Source organism: Consotaella salsifontis (genome assembly GCF_900167365.1).
GTDB lineage: Bacteria > Pseudomonadota > Alphaproteobacteria > Rhizobiales > Rhizobiaceae > Consotaella > Consotaella salsifontis.
This window is the reverse complement of sequence record NZ_FUXL01000001.1, coordinates 57,626-75,877: the sequence shown is the minus strand read 5'-3', so window position 1 is coordinate 75,877 and position 18,252 is coordinate 57,626. Positions and strand designations below refer to the sequence as shown.

The window sequence follows — 18,252 nt, the reverse complement described above, 5'->3', positions numbered from 1 at the left end:
CGAAGCTAGCCGCTTGTTGGCAATGGGAAAAGTCTCCTCTGTGCGCGAACCTTTGGGCATTCCTGCCGCATAGCCGCCCGTTGATCGGCAGACCAACGAATTAAACGAACGATTTCAAAGAACTCGTCCCAGCGCGAACCTCCCCGGCATTGGAGGCACGCTTGACGTTCGCGCGGTCGTGGCCTGACGGCCTGTCGCCTTGTGGTGGATGTCAGACGATCAGCGGCCCGCCGAGATCGGCGGCAGGCTTGGCTCCGACATGCTCGACCTTCCGCTCCCAGTTGGCACCAAGATGATAATATCGCAAGCTGTCCGCCGCGGGATCGATGATCGCCTCCAGGCGGGCCTTCAGCTTGGTCCATTGGGCCGGATCGACCTCGATCTCGAACACCGAATACTGCACCCGCTGGCCGAAATCGCGGCAGGCCTTGGCGATCTGCCGAAGGCGCCGCGCGCCGCCAGGATCGCTTGTCCTGACGTCATAGGTGACGAGAACCAGCATCGTCTACTTCCAGAACCAGGGCGGATAGGCGTCAAGATCGCCGCGCAGATGCCGCGACAGCATCTGCGCCTGGAGATAGGGCACGAGGCCGAGCGGCGCCTTCTCCCCGAGAAACGGGTGCAGCCGCTCCTCGCGCTTTCGCTCCTGCCAAGCGGTGAGCAGCGTGCGGCGGCCGTCGTCGGTGAGAAACACCGCGCCGCCGTCGCGGGTCTCGAAATCCTTGGGTCCGAGTTGGCGGCGGTTGATGAGCGACAGGACCAGCCGGTCGGCCAGCACCGGGCGCAGCTCCTCCATGAGGTCGAGCGCAAGGCTCGGCCGGCCCGGACGGTCGCGGTGGAGGAAGCCGACGGCGGGATCGAGCCCCACCGCCTCGGCGGCCGAGCGGCAGTCATGGGTGAGGAGAGTATAGAGAAACGACAGGAGCGCGTTGACCGGATCGAGCGGCGGCCGGCGCGAGCGGCCGGAAAACCGCATCTGCGGCTCGTCAACGCGGATCAAATGGTCGAAGACGGCAAAATAGAGCGCGGCCGCCTCCCCCTCCGCCCCGCGCAGGGCGTCGATGTCGCCACCGGCCCGTTCCACCCGGCGCAGGATCTGGCCGAGCCGGGCGGCGGCGGTTTCCAGCGCCGACCGCGCCGCCTCTCCCGCTTCGGCTCCATGATCGCGCAAGCCGCGCATCAACACCTGGCGCTGGTTGGAGATCTTGCCGAGGACGATCGAGCGGACGATCTCGACCGGCGCCTCGGACGCGGCATATTGCGCCCGCCGCAACAGGACGTTTCCCGTCACCGGCCCCTCGATCCGCGCCTGGAACCGGCCGAGCCGATCGAGCAGCACGATGGTCATGCCCTGTTCGGCCGCCGCACTGATCATGGCCGGCGAGACGAGGACCGGCCCGAGCAGGACGATCGAGGTAAGCATGTGGAACGGCACCCGGGCGCGCTCCTCGCCCTCGATCGTCACGACGGCGTTCTCGCCGTCCTTCTTCAGCGCCGCGCCTTCGGTCGTGACATAGAGCGTGTTGAGAAGCTTCTTCATGGGGCGCCCTCCCCCAACAGATCGGCCAAGGTCCGGCTGCGCCAGGCAGAGGCAGACCGGGCGATCGCCTGAGGCCGACAGAGTTCGGCGAGCGAGCAGGCGCGGCAGCGGCTCTTTTGCGGCGTCGGCGGGGGTGTCGCCCGGTTCGCGAAAACGGCGGCGAATTCGCCGATCGTCCGCTCGGTCAGCGCCCGCAGCTCGGGATCGAAGGCGACGGCGACACGGCGCTTGGTCTCGCCATAGAACAGCGCCCCCTCGGGAACCGCGACGCCGCACATCTCCTCCAGGCAGAGCGCTTGCGCGCAGAGCTGCACCTCGTCGGCGCGGTGCGCCTTCGGCTTGCCGCGCTTGTATTCGACCGGCAGCGGCGTCTCTCGCCCATCCGGGCCGAAGTGGAATTCCACCATGTCGGCGACGCCGGCGATGGCGAGCCGCCGACTGGCGATCGGCAGGGCCGAGACGCGGCGCACGCCGCGCACCCGCCGCTGGCCGGGCCGGTCGGCGGCCAGATGCAGAACGTCGCCCTCCGCCGTAAAGCGGTTGTCGGCCCACATCCGCTCCAGATGGATCAGCGCCGCCTGCCGCAGGCAATAGACCGCGTGCTGCAGGGCGGAGAGCGGAATGGGCTGCTCCTCGGCTGCGACCGGCAACGCTTCCCGCTGGTCCGCCACAACCGCTACAGCCGTTCGATGATCTCCACCCCCGCGGGCAGGTTTTCGCGGTCGATGGTGACGACGTAGTCGGAGAAGGCACGAGCGGGGGGATAATTGTCGAGCCGCGAGTCGATGGCGCGGGGCTCGCCCTCGATATTGCGCGAGACGGTGACCCTGTCGAAGAGCTGGTGCGCCGGCGCGTTGCCGAGGGCACTGTCGTGCCGGAAGACAATCAGCTTGCGCACCGCCATCTCGCCGCGCGCGGCCGAGCGATCATGCTCGAACATCGAGACGAGCGCCTCCATGAGCAGCTCGAAATCCTCATCCGAGAAATGCGTCCTCTCGCAGAGCTTGGCCGAGACGAAACCGTGCCCACGGTAGAGTGCGTAGGGCACGATGTGCTTGCGCCCCATGGTGCGGTTGTCGGTGCGCACGTCGCCTTCGACTTCCGCCTCACCCTCGCGGCGCTGCTCTTTTTCCTTGGCAGTGGTCGCGGCCATCCGGGTGATGGAAATTTCCTGCGGCACGATCGGCTCGGCGGACTGGGCAAATGTCATCTGCACCGGCCCGCGCACCTGACCGCAATTGATTCCCGTCGACATCACCGCGCCGAAGGTCCTGACATCGAAGAAGTTGGCGCACATCCAAAGGCGGAGTTCTTCGGCCTCATCGTCGCTCTTCGGATTGAGCTTTGTTCCCTCGACCTTCTCGCCCACTCGCACAGCCTTGTAGGCCTTGCGGTGCTGCTCGTTGAGGATCGCGCCCTCCTGAACATAGATCGCGCGACCGCTGGTTCCCCCATGAGCGATTTCAACATAGTTGCGAATCTTGCGCTTCAGGCTGACGTCGGAAACAAGACCATGACCTGTTTCCGGATCGAGACGGGGCATGTTGCCGGCGTCTGGATCGCCGTTCGGATTGCCGTTCTTCACGTCGAAGAGGAGGACGAAGTCGTGGCGGCGGGAAAGGTCAGTCATTTGACTGCGGGCTCCTCTGACGGTGCATCCTTGCGCGCAAAAAAGGCGCTGCGCTGGTGGTAGTAGCCGAGACCGAACAGCGCCTGCTCGGCGGCCGGCAGGCTCGCAGGAAACGGGTCTTCGTCCGGGCTCATCTTGTCCATGATCTCGGCAATGGTCCGCTCGAGATTGACCCGTTGCCCGGGCCTCTGCTTGCCGAGCTTCGATAGGTGGTTGGCCGAGCCGGTCTCCAGGATGGAAAAGACCTTGCGCGGCTGCGCTGAGGCGGAACCGTAGAACTTGTCCTTGATCGTTGCATTGACGTTGCGCCCGAGCGCCGCACTCTGCGCCTGCTCATAGGTGGCGAAGAGCCGGCCGAGCAGATAGCCCTTTCTGGTATTCTCCGGGTCGAGCCCCACAGGTGCCTCCTTCTCCATGCGGAAATTGCGAACGAGAACGGCCTTCAAAATCGCTGCCCGCCGTGCGTTGACGATCCCATCGGCGCGGATGCGCATCAGGACGGTCGACAGAAGCGTCAGCGGATAAGCGGTGCCGGCCAGGATCGCGCGCATCCATTCCCCGGCAAGATTGGGCGGCACGTTCTCGCGCTTGCCCAGCACCGCCGTCTCGTTCAGGTAGTGCCAGAGCGCCGGCGTGCCTTGCCGGTCTGCCGGCTCGATCCGCATGTCGCGGCTGAAGCGCGCGTAGTTTTCCGCGATCGCTCCGAATGTCGTGTCGAGCCAGAAGCGGACCGAGATGCGGGCGGCGTTGGGCGCGAGGCCGAGGACGTAGAAGCGGGTGTCGTCGGAAATCTCGGGCACGAGCGAACGGTCGTCCGAGACAGGGCGGGCGTCGCGGATGCGTTGCAGCGCCTCACGAATGGGCTTGGCTTCCGCCTCGTCCTCCTCGGCCTGATCGCGCTTTTCGTCCTCGGAGAGCGCGGCCGCAAAGACCGCTTCCGCCAGTCGCTCGGCCCCGCGGCGCTTCTCCTCATCGCCGAAGTCGGTCGGCGCCTCGGCCCAGAAGGCGACGGAGGCGTCGCCGATCTGCATCCGGTGGCCGGAGCCGTTGGCGAGGAAGCGGTTCAGCGCGCCGACATAGGCTTCGGCAGCGGCTTGGCTGACCGGCGCATTGTCGCCTTTTTCGTGTCCGTAACTTTCGAAGGCTTCGAGGTTGAAAGAAACGATATCGGCACCCGAAGGCTGGCCGCCCCAGATGCCCTTGATGGAAGGGTGCAGCCGGGCAACCGGTCCTCGCGCCCCGGTCACGAGACACAGAGAACCCTCTCCTTTCTCCCCGCCTTCCAGGAGCGCGCGGGCGGCAGGGCGATCGTAAAGATAGACCTCGCGCCGCCGCTCCCCCTCAAGGGCGAAGACGACGTTCTCATCCTTCATGTCTTCGGCGAAATGCGCGTCGAACCGGTCTGGCGACCAGGCATCGAGAAAACGCAGAAACGCGACGAGACCCGGATCGTCAGTGGCGCCGATCAGGTCCCGATGAAACTGCGTGAAGGCTTCGTGCCGCGCCGCATCCTTCGAGTCGTTCTTCGTGGAGACGCCAAGCGAGTAGGCCGTCTTGTCCCAGAAAGTGTTCGGGGCAATGTTGACCGAGCGCTTCACTGGCGCTGGTACAGCGAGCATCCGCGGAACTTCTTTCTTCCCGACCTTCTCCTTCAGCGGAGAAACGCTGGCGATCGAGCCGTCCTCGTTCAGTCCGACGACGACCCCGATCCTTGCCAGCGCGAAGCCCGGCTTCGGCGCGTCCGGCATCCAGCGGTAGGCGCGCTCCAGCGCGGCGAGCATGGTCATCGCAGCACCTCCTTCGAGCCGGGCGCCGGCACCTTCATCACCCCCTCCTCCAGCTTTGCCCGAAAGAACATCGACGGCCGACCGTCCACCGCATGGTCGATGTCCCACAGCATCAAGCCGAGATCGCGCGGCACGCCGAAGCCAAGCCCGGCATCCCGATGCTCGTCCGCCGGCTGCGGCATCGGGGCATCAGGGGGAATAAGCTCGAAGCGGGCGTCGAACTCGCGCGTGCCGAGGCAGGGCTGGTGAAAGCATTGTCCGCCCGACGCGCGCCGGTTGAACATGTCGAGGTGCTTGGCCTCGTTATCCGCGGGCCCTGCCCTCTCCGTCATTTCGAAATGGGCGGAGATCACATAGGCGACGTCGACGAGAACGGTGGAGGCGCGCTGCTGCCGGTCGTCATCGACACGGATACCGAGGCCGTCGATATCACCGCGTTTCATCGCCCGTTTGGCGTTGGCGGCTGAAGCCTTATGCCCGACCTCGTTGCGGCGGATCGAGCGGAACCGGATGGGCTTCAAGACGGCGATCTCGTCGATCACCCAGCGGATCGCCGGCTTCCAATGGATGGCTTCAAGGATGCCGCGCGCCGCCGACGGCGTCATCACATCGTAGGAAAACCGCTCGACCTTGGTTTCCGGGCGAGTGAAGCAGGCGAAGGGGCCGGATACGTAAAGACGGACGCCATAGGTCATTGCGACGCTCCCTGATCCCCGCCCCCCACACCAACTATTGTTTTGAGCAGCGCAGGCTTCAGCGTGAGATTGTAGCCAATGGCGGGATCACTGGAACGCAGGGCGAGGATCAGTTGGCGCTCCTTGCGAAGAACCTTGATGTCGGCTGCGTCTTCCGATTCCCACAAGATCTCTCGGCAGACAATCATCCTCTGCCGGGATGCACGGGTGGGAAAATCCGCCTCGATCGCCTGCCTCGCCGTCTGACTTGGCGAGTCAAAATAAGCAATCGAATCCGTTCTGTCGCTGCCGACGTATATTTTGCCATTCGGCCATGTGACCTTATAGACGACCTTCATCGTCCCCTCCCACGCACACAACGGCTCGATCAGATCACCAGTCCCTCGATCGCCGCGTAATCTGCGTTCTCCCAAACGAGCCCCACTTTTTCGTCATAGAGGGACGGCGTCTTCAGCACGGCGAACTGGTCCCCTCTGATGTCTTGCGCCGCGAACGCGACGTGCTGATTGGCGACCAGCAACGCGCGAGCTCTCGGCGGCACTTGCACGATGTAGGGTTGCAGAGCGCGGGCCAGAGCGCCAGACGGAATATTTGCGAGGCTGAGTTTATCCACTGCCCCTTTCGCAACGTCATCCAGGACAACAATGACGGGGAGCATGCCGGTCTCGATCATCCGGTACCGCTCCGCGATGGTGCGATAGGCGATGTCGACCCCTTGCACCTTCGTATAGGACATCTGCGTGAGGATACCGCGTGTCTCGCCGTCTCGAAGATCGCGGAGCGGCGCCGCGTCCAGCCCTTCGACGCCTGTCTGCCAATAGACCTCGTCGAAATAGGTCTGAATCGCCTCCCGCGAAAAGAGGTCGTCATGCTGCTGCACTGTGCGCGCCATGGCCTCTGCGAGAGCCTTGATCTCGCGCGGCGGCTTGCTTTCCTTTGGCCTAAAGACGGTGACGGTGCTCGTCTCGGGCGGCCGCCGCATCTCGCGATTCACGCGGCCGGCGGCCTGGACGATTTGGTCGAGTCCCGCCTCGGCGCGCCAGGCTTTGGGGAAATCCACATCGACGCCTGCCTCTATCAGCGAGGTTGCGATGAGGCGGCAGGGCTGTCCGCCCCCCTCGTCCGCTGGTTTCAGCCGCGCCCGGACATCTTTCAGGATCGCCTTCCGGTGCGCGGCGCACTGGCGGGTCGTCAGGTGGACGAGGCCGTCGAGCTTTTCCGCCTGCGCCAGACGGAAAAGCGCCAGCGCGTGGGCGCGACTGTTGACGATGACGAGCGCCTGCGGCTCGTCTTTCAACGCCGAGACCAGGGCGTCGTCGTCCATCTCGCCGGCCTGAATCAGACGGTTGCGGACGAAGGTGCGATGCAGCGTGTCCGGATCGGGCGCGAGTTCCCGGCCTTCGAGGTCGAGGGCCAGCGGATGGCGGCGCCCGAGTTTGTGGGTGTCGAAGCGGCGCGCGTCGAAGGCGGGCTGTGTCGCCGTGCAAAGGACGATCGAGCAGCCCCAGTCGCGCGCAAGCGCATCGATCGCGCGGACGGTCGGCGCCAGGAGAGGCTTGGGCAGCACCTGCGCCTCGTCGAGGACGATGACGCTGCCGGCGATGTTGTGGAGTTTTCGCGCCCGCGAGGTGCGCGCCGCGAACAGGCTCTCGAAGAGCTGCACATGGGTGGTGATCACCACGGGCGCCGCCCAGTTCTCCATGGCAAGCCGCATCTTGTCCCGGCCGAACTCGTCGGTGTCGGCCTTCTTGACGTCGCGTTCGGGCTGCTCGTCCTCGACCGCAGAGTGATGTTCGAGGATAGCTTCCGCGCCCAGGACCTCGCGGAAAACCTCCGCGGTCTGGTCCACGATGGAGGTGAAGGGAATTCCGTAGATGATCCGGCGGTGGCCCCATGTCGCGGCATGGTCCAGCGCGAACCCCAGCGAGGCAAGCGTCTTGCCGCCGCCGGTCGGAACGTCGAGGGTGAAGAGGCCGGGTTCGAGCGATACCGCCCGCTCGCGCACCGTCGAGAGGATCGCGGCGCGGTGCCTTGCCATCTCGCTCTTCGGTTCGCCGAAGCCGTCGATCTTCGCCTGGAATCCCGCCTGGAAGGACGGCAGACACTCCGCGAGGCTCGGCCAGTCCCGGTCCTTCGCCCGCTCGCCGCGCTCGACATAGTAGCGTTCGGTTTCGAGGAAGTCGGCGTCGACGAGACAGGAGAAGATCATCCGCCCAAGCATGGCGAGCCGATTGGCAGCCTCATGCTTCGGCGAGCGCCAATCGAGGCCGAACCCGATCTCTTGCAGCGTGTCCGGAACAAAATCGCTCCAGTCACCGCCCAGCCGCCCGAAGTCGAAACCGTCGAGGCGCGCGCAGAGATTGGCGAGGTCGGCGCCATTGCGGTCCGGCAACCCGGCGTGGTGGCCGGCAATTCCTTGCGCGATCAGCCAGGCGATCGCCCTTTCGTCCGACGTCCTCGCGACCCGCATGATCGCCGCCGCACCGGCGGTCGAATGGTCCACGCGATCGCGCGCCCCGTTCAGTCGCGCCTGGAACGCGGGGTGGTATTTGCCGATGTCGTGCAGAAGACCGGCAAGGCGCGCCGCCGCCGCGATCTTCAGCGGAGCGCCGAATCGGCGAGCGAGGTCGGCAACGCGGTTCAAGTGGTCGGCGAGCGGCTCCCAATCCGACCGATCGTCCGACTTGTTCGAGTGAGCATAGAACATAAGAACGACTCACCCACACTCTTGCAACTTTGACGACAGATTGCCGGGAAGACGGCATAGCGGACAACTCCATTCTGCGCATGAACGGGGCAGCCCCCATCCGGCGGAAACGGGCGAAAGTCGGCCGATTCTGGGGCGACCTTCATGGAGGTTGCCCAACCCGAAGATATTCCTCACCAAAGACCTGCCGCAAGCAAGGCAGACGTTGCCGCAGCGATAAGTCGCAGAAGCGCCGATTAACTATCGGCGACGGGCCTGCACCGCCCGTCGGCCCTCGCGCGCGGCCTTGTATGTGCACAGCTTCGGGCATAGGCCGCACTTGACACCGCCTTTCTTTCTTTCGAGCACAAGCATGCAGCGCGACAGCGTCACCTGGTCCGGCTATCTCTCGCTGGCCCTGTTCACTTTCTTCCTGAACATTCAGGGCAATATCCTTCCCTTTCTGCGCGACGAGTTCGGCCTGAGCTACCGCCTGGTGACGCTGCATCCGGCGGCCATTGCGTTGGGCTTGATCCTTTCCGGCCTTGTTAGCGAGCGGCCGATCACGATCCTCGGGCGCAAGAGGGCGATGATCATCGGCCTCTCCGGCCTGATCGTCGGCGCGCTGTGCGTGATTCTCGCGCCGTCTCCGGTGATCAGCATCGGCGGTTGCCTGCTCATGGGCTTTCTCGGTGGGCTGATCTTGGCCATTGTTCCGGCAATGCTGGTTCAGTGGCATCGCGGCGCGGCGCCATCCGCCCTTGGCGAGGCCAACGGCATCTCCTACATGGCCTCGCTCGTCGCGGCGCTTTCCACCGGCCTGGCTGTGGCCCTTCATTTCAGTTGGCGAACCGGCCTTGGCGTGGGCGTGGTGCTTGCCATCCTGCTGATTCTCGCGATGCGCCCGGTAAAGCTTCCGTTGCCTTTGTCCCAGACGCCCGGTGCCTCCGGCCGCCTGCCTCTGACGTATTGGCTCTATTGGTTGGCGCTGACCGGCTTCATCGGCATCGAACAGGCCACGCTGGTTTGGGCGCCGGAATTTCTGGAGACGGGGAGCGGCTTGCCACGCGCCTCAGCCGCCATCGCGGCCGGTGCCTTCTCCGCCGGAATGCTCGTCGGGCGCATGAGCGCGACGCCGCTGATGAAGCGCATGAGCCCGATGATGGCGCTTTACGGCTCGCTGATGCTCGCGCTGCCCGCGTTCTTCATCTATTGGTCGGCGCCGTGGCCGCCGCTCGCCGTGGCCGCGCTGTTCGCCCTCGGCCTCGGCACGGCCCTCCTCTACCCCCTAACGCTGGCGCAGGCGATTGCTCTGTCCGGCCCCTTGGGGGATGTGGCGAGCGCCCGCGCCTCGCTCGCCAGTGGCTTCTCCATCCTGGTCTTTCCCTCAGGTGTCGGCGCGCTCGCGGATTGGCTCGGGCTTTGGCCCGCGCTTCTCAGCCTGCCCATCCTCGGCGTGTTCGCTCTTTTCTTCCTGATCGCCGGCCGCATTGAGCTTCGCCGGGCGGCGGCGTGAGGCGGGCGCCCTTCCTCAATCCCGCTTGGACGTTGAGCCTTGCGGAACCTTCATGGCGTCCGTGCCGGCCATGGAGCGCTTTCGTTCGCCCGCGATGAGCGACAGGTTGCGCGCATAGATGAAGATGCCCGCGCCCTGCCCGATGATGAAGACCGGGTCCCGCCTCTGCAGCGCATAGATGAACAGGAGGATGCCGCCGACGAGCGACAGCGTCCAGAAGGCCACGGGAATGACGGAGCGGCGCGCCCGCTCCGACGCGATCCACTGGACGATGAAGCGCGCGGTGAAGACGCCCTGTGCGATGAATCCGACCACGATCCAGACGTCGAACTGCTGGATGAACACATGGTGCAGATAGGCGGATATTTGGCTCAAAGGTCGTTGTTCCAGCGGGTTTCGGTAATGGCGGCGCGGCGGCGGCCCCGGCGCATCAGCCACCACACGCCCAAAAGGTCGATGAGTCCGCGCATGCCTCTATCGAGGATACCATAGTTGGAGGCGCCGAATCTGCGGGAGCGATCCTTGACGTCGATATGGACGACCGTCAGACCCTCGCGGATCACCAGCGCCGGCAGGTAACGGTGCCAACCGTCGAAAAACGGCAGCCGGCGAAACAGCTCCGTCGGCATGGCCTTCATTCCGCATCCCGTGTCGCGCGTTCCATCGTGGAGAACGGCGTCGCGCAAGCGATTGGCAAAGCGCGAGGAAAGGCGCTTCATCGGCGTATCGGTCCGGCCGACGCGCTGCCCGGCCGCAAGCCCCGCGCCGGCACCCGCCCGCTCCAGCGCCTCGATCATGACGGGCAAAAACACCGGGTCGTTCTGCCCGTCGCCATCGATGGTCGCGACGACGTCGCCGGCAGCAAGGAAAACGCCGGTCTGGACGGCCCTGCTCTGGCCGCAGGAACGATCATGCCGGATGTGGCGCACCGGCCAACCCTCCCCCAGCAGCCGCCACACGGTTTCAGCCGTCTCGTCGGTCGAGCCGTCGTCGATGACCAAAATTTCGTGGTCGCGGCTGGAAAGTGCGCGCCCGATCTCTGGAACCAGGATAGCGAGGTTCTCGGCCTCGTTGCGCGCCGGGATGATCACCGACACACATCGAAAGCGACGGCTCTCCGCCCCCTTGGGCGCAGCCCCGCCATCCGCTCCTCGTTCCGCGCTGTGACCGCTTGCCGCTTCCATGATCGTCCTGTCTGCGGCCGAGGGGAGGCCGCACACTTCCTTGCTGCCGTTAGGTCCTGAACGAGGCGACCCCGATATGCAATCGTCCCGAACTGGCGCGCCCGATGCCGTCGGTCGATCCTTGCCGCCCTGTTGCCGAAGAACACCGCTTGCGCCGGCATTCACCCGCTCGGCCACGACCTCAATCGAAGGCGTCGGCGACGTCGACGATTCTGAAGCGGACCTCCTCACGGCCGCGATAGCGGTCGAGCGTGAGCGCGCCCGCGACGTGGAGCGGGCCGCCCCTCACATCAAGAAGGCGGCGACCGACATCGCTTGTTTCGGCGCGAAAGGCGATCGCCGAGACCGAAGCGCCATCGGCACCCTTCAGGGTCGCGCGAACGTGCCCCTGCCCCACCACTGCGGAGTTGGCGACGCGGTGACGCGGGAGCACCAGGACGGGCTGGCTATGGCCCGCGCCGAAGGGCCCCGCCGCCTCGATCTTGTTCCACAGGTCGAGGGTGAGGCCCATCGCGCTGACCGCGCCGTCGAGCTTCAGGGCGTCGCTCGCCACCAGGGAGGCGACGTCACTGGCGGCCCGGCTTTCAGCAAAGGCGCGGAAATCGCCCAGGCGCTCGCGCTCTATGGTGATGCCGGCGGCCATGCCATGGCCTCCGCCCTTGACCAGAAGCCCGTCGGCCACGGCCGCGCGCACCAGGGCGCCCAGGTCGAAGCCATCGATGGAGCGCCCGGAACCCGTGCCCCGCCCGTCGGCGCCAAAGGCGATGGCGAAGACGGGGCGGCCGTAGCGCTCCTTCAAGCGGGCGGCGATGAGGCCCACGATGCCAGGGTGCCAGGACGAACTCGCCGCGATGAGCACGGGCGGGCCCTCACTCTGTCCGATCTCGCTTGCGACCTCGGCTTCTGCCTCGGCGAGCATGGCGCGCTCCATCGCCTGACGCTCCTCGTTGAGCGCATGGAGGCGCTCGGCGACCTCCGTCGCCTCCGCCTCGTCGTCGAGGGTGAGGAGGCGGCTACCGAGCGACGCATCGCCAATCCGCCCGCCGGCGTTGATCCGTGGTCCCAGAAGAAAGCCGAGGTGGTAGCAGTCTACCGGCCCGGAAATACGGGCGAGCCGGCCCAAAGCGCGCAGTCCCGCGTTCTCCTGCCGGCGTAGAACTTGCAGACCCTTGACCACGAAAGCCCGGTTCAACCCTTTGAGGGGAACCACGTCGCACACGGTGGCGAGGGCGACGAGATCGAGCATGGCCAGAAGGTCCGGCAGATCCGAGAGCCGCGCCCCTCGAGCGCGAAGCTCGCGGGAAACCGCCACCAGCGTCAGGAAGACGACGCCCGCAGCCGAGAGATAGCCGAGACCAGACAGGTCGTCCTGCCGGTTGGGATTAACGATGGCGTCGGCTGCCGGGAGCGCCGGTCCCGTCTGGTGATGGTCGAGAACGACCACGTCGCACCCAGCGCCCTTGGCCGTGGCGATAGCCTCATGGCTCGTCGTGCCGCAGTCGACCGTCACGATGAGCGAGGCGCCATCGGCCGCGAGCTCTCGCATCGCGGCGGGATTGGGGCCGTACCCCTCGGTGATGCGGTCGGGAATGCGCAGAAGCGGCGTCATGGAGAAGCGGGCGAGATAGCGCACCAGGAGCGCGGCCGATGACGCCCCGTCGACGTCGTAATCCCCGAAGATGGCGATACGCTCGCGCCGCTCGATGGCCGCGGCGAGACGCTTGGCCGCCTTGTCCATGTCGGTGAGGCAAGACGGGTCGGGCATGAGGGCGCGCAGCGACGGCGCGAGAAACTCGGCGGCTGCCTCCGCGGCGATGCCGCGCGCGGCAAGAATGCGGCCGACAATTTCCGGCAGACCGAATTTTTGCGCCATCTTGAGCGATGTGGCCTCGGCCGCCGGGTCGAGCGCATGAACCCAGCGGCGACCGCCGATGGAGCGGTCGACGCCGAGGAAAAGTCGTGTTGCAGATGCCATCACAAACGCTGATCCGCCGAGCGGACCGTCAAAAGTCAAATTTCGAGCGATCGTAGTGCTTGGCGCGAATGCGCCGAACCGTCTGGGTTCGGGAGCGCATGACGATCGTGTCGGTTTCTATATAGTCGCGATGGAAACGCACACCGTTGAGGAAGTTGCCGTCTGTCACGCCGGTCGCCGCAAAGACCACATCGCCGGAGGCCATCTCGTCGCGGCTGTAGATCTTGTAGGGGTCGGTGATCCCCATCTTCTCCGCGCGGGCACGCTTTTCGTTGGTGGTCAGGTGAAGGCGCCCCTGCATCTGGCCGCCGATGCAGCGCAGCGCCGCCGCCGCCAGAACCCCCTCCGGCGCGCCGCCGATGCCCATATAGATGTCGATCCCGGTGTCCTCGGGCTCTGTCGTGTGGATGACGCCGGCCACATCGCCGTCGCCGATGAGGCGAATCGCGGCACCTGCCGAGCGGATCTCCTCGATCAGCTGGGCGTGGCGCGGCCTATCGAGCAGGCAGACCGTGATCTCGGTCACGGGCACGCCCTTGGCGGCCGCCAGCGCATGAAGATTTTCCTCGGCGGAGCGCTCGAGGGAGACGATGCCCTCGGGATAGCCGGGACCGATGGCGATTTTCTCCATGTAGACGTCAGGGGCCGTCAGAAGGCTGCCGCCCACCGCCACCGCGACGGAGGTTAGCGCATTCGGCAGGTTCTTGGCGCACAGCGTCGAGCCCTCCAGGGGGTCGAGCGCGATATCCACCTGTGCGCCCTCGCCGTTTCCGACCTTCTCGCCGATGTAAAGCATCGGCGCCTCGTCGCGCTCGCCCTCGCCGATCACCACCGTGCCGTTGAGAGACAGCCGGTTGAGTTCCGAGCGCATGGCGTCAACAGCGGACTGGTCGGCCGCCTTTTCGTCTCCACGCCCGCGAAAGAGAGCCGCGGCCACCGCCGCCTGCTCCGTGACCCGAGCAATCTCGATGGTCAGGACCCGGTCGAGCTCGGATGGTTCTTTGGCCTTCCCAGTCATGATTCGGCCTCCTTCGGAATCACTCAGGTGATATGACCGGCATCCGTGAAAACGCAATGTCGGTTTCAGGGTGCCCTCCCCCCGGCTAATGCAAGAGCCGCCTCCCAACGGCCGCCGCGACACCGGGCAAAGAGCAGCAGAGACCCGCCTATTGTCGAGTCGCGTCGCCACCCGCTTCCTGTCTTACAGCATGATCTCGATTAAAGGCTCTGAGATCGATCAAGGTCATGCCGAGATTGGTCAGAGTAGAGATTCGATCCGGATCATGCGCGGTTCGCCGTCGAGGTGGCCATCCTTGGAAACCGCCTCGATGGCCTTGCGCACCGCCGCCTCCGTCGTCTCGTGGGTGATCAGGATGACGGGCGCCGTCTGGCCCGCCTCTCCCGCCCGCCGACGCTGGACGATGGACTGAAGGGAAATCGAATTCTCGGCCATCCGCCGGGCGATCGAGGCGAAGGCGCCGACGCGGTCGATGACGGAGAGGCGGATGTAATAGCCGCCCTCATGGGCACGCATGCGGGCGCGCTTGTAAGGAGACAGGTTGGAGGGCTGGACGCCGAGCGCGGGAAGATGCGCCCCGGTCGCCAAGTCGACGATATCAGACAGCACGGCCGATGCGGTGGCGTTTCCGCCCGCCCCTGGCCCGGCCAAGAGGATCGAGCCCAAAAGGTCGGTGTCGATCGCCACCGCGTTGGTCACGCCGTCGACTTTGGCGAGCGCCGCGTGTTCGGGCAGCATCGCGGGATGGACGCGCTGTTCTATGCCCGTGTCGGTGCGCTGCGCCACGGCCAGGAGCTTGATGCGATAGCCGAGCTCAGCCGCCGCCTCGATATCGGCGCTCTCCACCTTCTCAATGCCCTCGACGAACACAGACTCGAGGTCGATTTCGCACCCGAAGGCGAGCGAGGTCAGGATCGCCAGCTTGTGAGCCGCGTCGAACCCGCCGATGTCGAAGGTCGGATCGGCCTCCGCATAGCCGAGGCGCTGGGCGTCAGAGAGGCAGTCCGAGAAGCTCATGCCCTCCCGCTCCATGCGGGTCAGGATGTAATTGCAGGTGCCGTTGAGAATGCCATAGACGCGGTCGACGGTATTGCCGGCGAGCGCCTCGCGCATGGTCTTGATGATCGGGATGCCGCCGGCCACCGCCGCCTCAAAGAGGATGGTGGTGTTCTTGCGCTGGGCAAGCTTGGCTAGCGCCACGCCGTGATAGGCGAGCAGCGCCTTGTTGGCTGTGACCACCGGCAGCCCGCGATTGAGCGCCGCCTTTACCGACTCGAGCGCGGCGCCCTCCGCGCCACCGATGAGTTCAACAAAGACGTCGATGTTGCCCTCGGTGGCTAGCTTCACCGGATCGGTGAACCACTCGCAGCCCGATGCATCGAAGCCACGATCGCGCGTCCGGTCACGGGCCGAAAGAGCGACAAGGTTGATGGCACGGCCAGACCGCGCCGCCAACGCGTTATGCTTCTCGTGGATCAGTCGCGCCAGCGATGCGCCGACCGTTCCCAGTCCGGCGAGTCCCAGCTTCATCGGCCCATTCATGGCAGATCCTTATCGTTGGTGCGTCGGGCGGCGCGCCAATAGGCACGCGCGTCCGATGATTCAGCCTTCTTTCTCGGCCTCTTCAGTGGCGGAAGGAAACCGACCGCTGTTGTGCCCCGGCCCCTCGTCGGTGGCAAGGAAGCGACGAATGTTCCGTGCGGCCTGACGAATGCGATGCTCGTTCTCCACCAGGGCGATGCGCACATGATCATCGCCATGCTCGCCAAAGCCGATGCCAGGCGCCACGGCCACATCGGCCTTCTCGATGAGAAGCTTGGAAAACTCCAGGGAGCCCATGGCCTTGAAGCGCTCCGGCAGCGGCGCCCAGGCGAACATGGTCGCCGAGGGCGCGGGAATCGACCAGCCGGCACGGGCGAAGGATTCAACCATGACGTTGCGGCGGCGCTTGTAGACCGAGCGCACTTCCTCGATGGAGCTGTCGTCGGCATTCAGCGCAGCCGTCGCGGCAACCTGAATGGGCGTGAAGGCACCGTAATCGAGATAGGATTTCACCCGCGCCAGCGCCGCGATCAGCCGCGCGTTACCGACGGCGAAGCCGATGCGCCATCCCGGCATCGAGAACGTCTTCGACATCGAGGTGAACTCGACCGCGACGTCGATGGCGCCTGGCACCTGAAGCACGGAGGGCGGCGGCGGCCCGTCGAAGTAGATTTCCGAATAGGCGAGATCGGACAGGACGATGATCTCATGCTTCTTCGCGAAGGCGACGACCTCCTTGTAGAAGTCGAGATCGGCCTGAAACGCCGTCGGATTGGACGGATAATTGAGAATGATGGCGATGGGCTTCGGGATCGAATGATGGATCGCCCTGTCGATCGCCGCCATGAACGTATCGTCCGGCGCCACGGGAATCGAGCGAATCACACCGCCCGACATGATGAAGCCGAAGGCATGGATCGGATAGGTGGGGTTCGGGCATAGCACGACATCGCCCGGCGCGGTGATGGCCTGCGCCATGTTGGCGAACCCCTCCTTGGAGCCGAGGGTCGCCACCACCTGGGTGTCAGGATCGAGCTTCACGCCGAAGCGCCGCTCGTAATAGTGCGCCTGCGCGCGCCGCAGTCCGCTGATCCCCTTGGACGCGGAATAGCGATGAGTGCGCGGGTCGCGAATGACCTCGCAAAGCTTGTCGACGACAAAGCTGGGTGTCGGCAGATCGGGGTTGCCCATGCCGAGATCGATGATGTCAGCGCCGGCGGCGCGAGCCGATGCCTTGAGGCGGTTGACCTGCTCAAAGACATAAGGCGGCAGACGCCGGACTTTATGAAACTCTTCCATCTTCATCGACCTTTGCCCATCAGGGCACAGAAAATTCGGATTTCGCGATACGGCACGATTGCCGCTGCGATCCGCGCAACGCCGATACTATTGTCCCTCGATCTGGCGCAATACTTCCTCTGGCTTGACGATACGCTTATTGCTCGGCGACGTGTCGCCGTAGAGATCAGCGACGTCCTTCCTCTGCTTGTCGGCCGTTTGGTGCAGAGTATCGATCGCCTGGGAATAGGCATTGGCGGTGGCAGCGCTGGTGGCGGCGTTGACGTTTGCGGCGGCTTCCAGCGAGGTGCGCTGCTGCTGAACGTCGGCGTCGCTCATCTGGGCAGTCGCGGCCCGCGGCATGGCGCCGAGAAGCGGATAACCGTCGTTGCCGAGGCGCTGGGCGGAATCCACCTGGACCGGCGTCGGGCGCAGGGCGACCGCCGGATCTTCGCCGCCGGAGAAAACCGACTGGCACGCGCCGGCGGTGATCAAGGCGCAAATCGCCGCGAGCCTTGCCACGCGCGAAAGGATCATTGTCGAACCGGCCCCTATTGCTCCGAAGGTGGTGATCGTCATAGCCCAACGGCCGGTGATTTCAAACGACAATCGGGGACATGGGATGACGGGCCAGAGAGTGGGACCAGACGAGGAGCAGGCAGATCCGGCCGCTTCGCCTTCTCCGGCGGCGCATTTCGCCCCGCCCCTCCTGCCCGCCCGGTTGATTCGCCGCTACAAGCGTTTCCTTGCCGATGTGGTGCTGGATGCCTCCGGCGAAACAATCACCGCCCACTGCCCCAACCCGGGATCAATGCTCGGCCTCGACGCGCCGGGGTCGGCGGTCTTCCTCTCCCATTCCTCCAGTCCCCGGAGGAAACTCGCACATACGCTGGAGCTGGTCGAAGCGGACGGAACCCTCGTCGGCTTAAACACGGGCCTTGCCAATAGCATCGCGGAAGCTGCCGTCGCAGCGGGAATGATCGCCGAACTCGCGCAGTTGGGATCGGCGCGCCGCGAGGTCGCCTATGGGCGGCGCTCGCGCGTCGACCTTCTCTATGAGGGCGGCGGGCGGCGCACATTCGTCGAGGTCAAGAGCGTGACGCTCAGCCGGTATGCCGGTCTCGCCGAGTTTCCCGATTGCGTCACGGCACGCGGGGCTCGCCATCTCGGCGACTTGGCGGAATGCGTCGAGGCCGGCCATCGCGCCGTCATGCTCTACCTCGTCCAGCGCGGCGACTGCGACCGCTTCGCCCTTGCAGCGGATCTCGACCCGCTTTATGCCGCAGCATTCGCCGACGCGCGGCGACGGGGGGTTGAAGCCTTCGCCATTCGATGCGACATCTCGGCGGATGCGATCGTGCCATCTGGGCCGATCCCGATCCTTTCCGAGCCGTAGAGCCG

At 65.5% G+C, this 18,252-nt stretch carries 17 protein-coding genes; 2 read left to right on the top strand and 15 right to left on the bottom strand.

Annotated features, from left to right (window positions below; translation table 11 throughout):
* Window positions 1–211: 211 nt before the first annotated feature.
* From cas2 to B5D38_RS00300, 8 genes are read right to left on the bottom strand one after another with little or no spacing between them, the layout of a single operon-like run.
* Window positions 212–502, bottom strand: coding sequence for a CRISPR-associated endonuclease Cas2 (gene cas2, locus B5D38_RS00335; protein ID WP_078706399.1), 291 nt, complete (start codon window positions 500–502; stop codon window positions 212–214).
* 3 nt (window positions 503–505) lie between these two features.
* Window positions 506–1,540: a type I-C CRISPR-associated endonuclease Cas1c gene (gene cas1c, locus B5D38_RS00330; RefSeq protein ID WP_078706398.1), complete on the bottom strand. Its 1,035-nt coding sequence runs from the start codon at window positions 1,538–1,540 to the stop codon at window positions 506–508.
* Window positions 1,537–2,211: a CRISPR-associated protein Cas4 gene (gene cas4 / locus B5D38_RS00325; protein ID WP_483416456.1), complete on the bottom strand. Its 675-nt coding sequence runs from the start codon at window positions 2,209–2,211 to the stop codon at window positions 1,537–1,539. Before cas4 ends, cas1c begins: the two co-directional genes overlap by 4 nt.
* Window positions 2,212–2,216: 5 nt before the next feature.
* On the bottom strand, window positions 2,217–3,170 hold the full coding sequence (gene cas7c / locus B5D38_RS00320) for a type I-C CRISPR-associated protein Cas7/Csd2 (protein WP_078706397.1): 954 nt from the start codon (window positions 3,168–3,170) through the stop codon (window positions 2,217–2,219).
* Window positions 3,167–4,957, bottom strand: a complete 1,791-nt coding sequence (gene cas8c, locus B5D38_RS00315; protein ID WP_078706396.1) for a type I-C CRISPR-associated protein Cas8c/Csd1 — start codon at window positions 4,955–4,957, stop codon at window positions 3,167–3,169. The genes cas7c and cas8c overlap by 4 nt, the downstream gene beginning before the upstream one ends.
* On the bottom strand, window positions 4,954–5,652 hold the full coding sequence (cas5c, locus tag B5D38_RS00310; RefSeq protein WP_078706395.1) for a type I-C CRISPR-associated protein Cas5c: 699 nt from the start codon (window positions 5,650–5,652) through the stop codon (window positions 4,954–4,956). Before cas5c ends, cas8c begins: the two co-directional genes overlap by 4 nt.
* A complete protein-coding gene (locus tag B5D38_RS00305; protein WP_207552862.1) occupies window positions 5,649–5,990 on the bottom strand; it encodes a GIY-YIG nuclease family protein in 342 nt (113 codons plus the stop codon). The genes cas5c and B5D38_RS00305 overlap by 4 nt, the downstream gene beginning before the upstream one ends.
* 29 nt (window positions 5,991–6,019) lie before the next feature.
* A complete protein-coding gene (locus B5D38_RS00300; RefSeq protein WP_078706394.1) occupies window positions 6,020–8,359 on the bottom strand; it encodes a CRISPR-associated helicase/endonuclease Cas3 in 2,340 nt (779 codons plus the stop codon).
* Between the two features lie 352 nt (window positions 8,360–8,711).
* Between B5D38_RS00300 and B5D38_RS00295 the strand changes: the two genes are divergently transcribed.
* Entirely contained in the window at window positions 8,712–9,854 is a 1,143-nt protein-coding gene (locus tag B5D38_RS00295; RefSeq protein WP_078706393.1) for an MFS transporter, read from the top strand.
* 15 nt (window positions 9,855–9,869) lie between these two features.
* On the opposite strand, the gene B5D38_RS00290 is transcribed toward B5D38_RS00295, so the two are convergent.
* The 7 genes from B5D38_RS00290 to B5D38_RS00260 all read right to left on the bottom strand — a co-directional run bounded on the left by B5D38_RS00290 (window position 9,870) and on the right by B5D38_RS00260 (window position 17,388).
* Window positions 9,870–10,229 carry a lipid-A-disaccharide synthase N-terminal domain-containing protein gene (locus tag B5D38_RS00290; RefSeq protein ID WP_078706392.1) on the bottom strand — a complete coding sequence of 120 codons (360 nt, stop codon included), beginning with the start codon at window positions 10,227–10,229 and terminating at the stop codon, window positions 9,870–9,872.
* Window positions 10,226–11,038 carry a glycosyltransferase family 2 protein gene (locus B5D38_RS00285; RefSeq protein WP_078706391.1) on the bottom strand — a complete coding sequence of 271 codons (813 nt, stop codon included), beginning with the start codon at window positions 11,036–11,038 and terminating at the stop codon, window positions 10,226–10,228. The genes B5D38_RS00290 and B5D38_RS00285 overlap by 4 nt, the downstream gene beginning before the upstream one ends.
* Before the next feature lie 181 nt (window positions 11,039–11,219).
* Complete coding sequence (gene recJ / locus B5D38_RS00280; protein ID WP_078706390.1) at window positions 11,220–13,013, bottom strand: single-stranded-DNA-specific exonuclease RecJ; 1,794 nt, start codon at window positions 13,011–13,013, stop codon at window positions 11,220–11,222.
* A 28-nt stretch (window positions 13,014–13,041) separates the two neighbouring features.
* Window positions 13,042–14,031, bottom strand: a complete 990-nt coding sequence (gene glpX, locus B5D38_RS00275) for a class II fructose-bisphosphatase (protein ID WP_078706389.1) — start codon at window positions 14,029–14,031, stop codon at window positions 13,042–13,044.
* 240 nt (window positions 14,032–14,271) lie between these two features.
* Complete coding sequence (locus tag B5D38_RS00270; protein WP_078706388.1) at window positions 14,272–15,573, bottom strand: homoserine dehydrogenase; 1,302 nt, start codon at window positions 15,571–15,573, stop codon at window positions 14,272–14,274.
* A gap of 60 nt (window positions 15,574–15,633) precedes the next feature.
* Complete coding sequence (locus B5D38_RS00265; RefSeq protein ID WP_078706685.1) at window positions 15,634–16,872, bottom strand: LL-diaminopimelate aminotransferase; 1,239 nt, start codon at window positions 16,870–16,872, stop codon at window positions 15,634–15,636.
* An 87-nt stretch (window positions 16,873–16,959) separates the two neighbouring features.
* The gene (locus B5D38_RS00260; RefSeq protein ID WP_078706387.1) at window positions 16,960–17,388 is read right to left on the bottom strand and encodes a hypothetical protein; all 429 of its coding nucleotides are present in this window, start codon (window positions 17,386–17,388) and stop codon (window positions 16,960–16,962) included.
* An 85-nt stretch (window positions 17,389–17,473) separates the two neighbouring features.
* On the opposite strand from B5D38_RS00260, the gene sfsA reads away from it, so the two are divergent.
* Window positions 17,474–18,247, top strand: coding sequence for a DNA/RNA nuclease SfsA (gene sfsA / locus B5D38_RS00255; RefSeq protein WP_078706386.1), 774 nt, complete (start codon window positions 17,474–17,476; stop codon window positions 18,245–18,247).
* Window positions 18,248–18,252: the final 5 nt, after the last annotated feature.

Bases quoted from the DNA above. Each gene is read 5' to 3' on its own strand.
- cas2 (WP_078706399.1), bottom strand. From the start codon at position 502: ATGCTGGTTCTCGTCACCTATGACGTCAGGACAAGCGATCCTGGCGGC.
- cas5c (WP_078706395.1), bottom strand. From the start codon at position 5,652: ATGACCTATGGCGTCCGTCTTTACGTATCCGGCCCCTTCGCCTGCTTC.
- cas7c (WP_078706397.1), bottom strand. From the start codon at position 3,170: ATGACTGACCTTTCCCGCCGCCACGACTTCGTCCTCCTCTTCGACGTG.
- B5D38_RS00265 (WP_078706685.1), bottom strand. From the start codon at position 16,872: ATGGAAGAGTTTCATAAAGTCCGGCGTCTGCCGCCTTATGTCTTTGAG.
- B5D38_RS00260 (WP_078706387.1), bottom strand. From the start codon at position 17,388: ATGATCCTTTCGCGCGTGGCAAGGCTCGCGGCGATTTGCGCCTTGATC.
- B5D38_RS00270 (WP_078706388.1), bottom strand. From the start codon at position 15,573: ATGAATGGGCCGATGAAGCTGGGACTCGCCGGACTGGGAACGGTCGGC.
- B5D38_RS00305 (WP_207552862.1), bottom strand. From the start codon at position 5,990: ATGAAGGTCGTCTATAAGGTCACATGGCCGAATGGCAAAATATACGTC.
- B5D38_RS00300 (WP_078706394.1), bottom strand. From the start codon at position 8,359: ATGTTCTATGCTCACTCGAACAAGTCGGACGATCGGTCGGATTGGGAG.
- cas8c (WP_078706396.1), bottom strand. From the start codon at position 4,957: ATGACCATGCTCGCCGCGCTGGAGCGCGCCTACCGCTGGATGCCGGAC.
- recJ (WP_078706390.1), bottom strand. From the start codon at position 13,013: ATGGCATCTGCAACACGACTTTTCCTCGGCGTCGACCGCTCCATCGGC.
- glpX (WP_078706389.1), bottom strand. From the start codon at position 14,031: ATGACTGGGAAGGCCAAAGAACCATCCGAGCTCGACCGGGTCCTGACC.
- sfsA (WP_078706386.1), top strand. From the start codon at position 17,474: ATGACGGGCCAGAGAGTGGGACCAGACGAGGAGCAGGCAGATCCGGCC.
- B5D38_RS00295 (WP_078706393.1), top strand. From the start codon at position 8,712: ATGCAGCGCGACAGCGTCACCTGGTCCGGCTATCTCTCGCTGGCCCTG.
- B5D38_RS00285 (WP_078706391.1), bottom strand. From the start codon at position 11,038: ATGGAAGCGGCAAGCGGTCACAGCGCGGAACGAGGAGCGGATGGCGGG.
- cas1c (WP_078706398.1), bottom strand. From the start codon at position 1,540: ATGAAGAAGCTTCTCAACACGCTCTATGTCACGACCGAAGGCGCGGCG.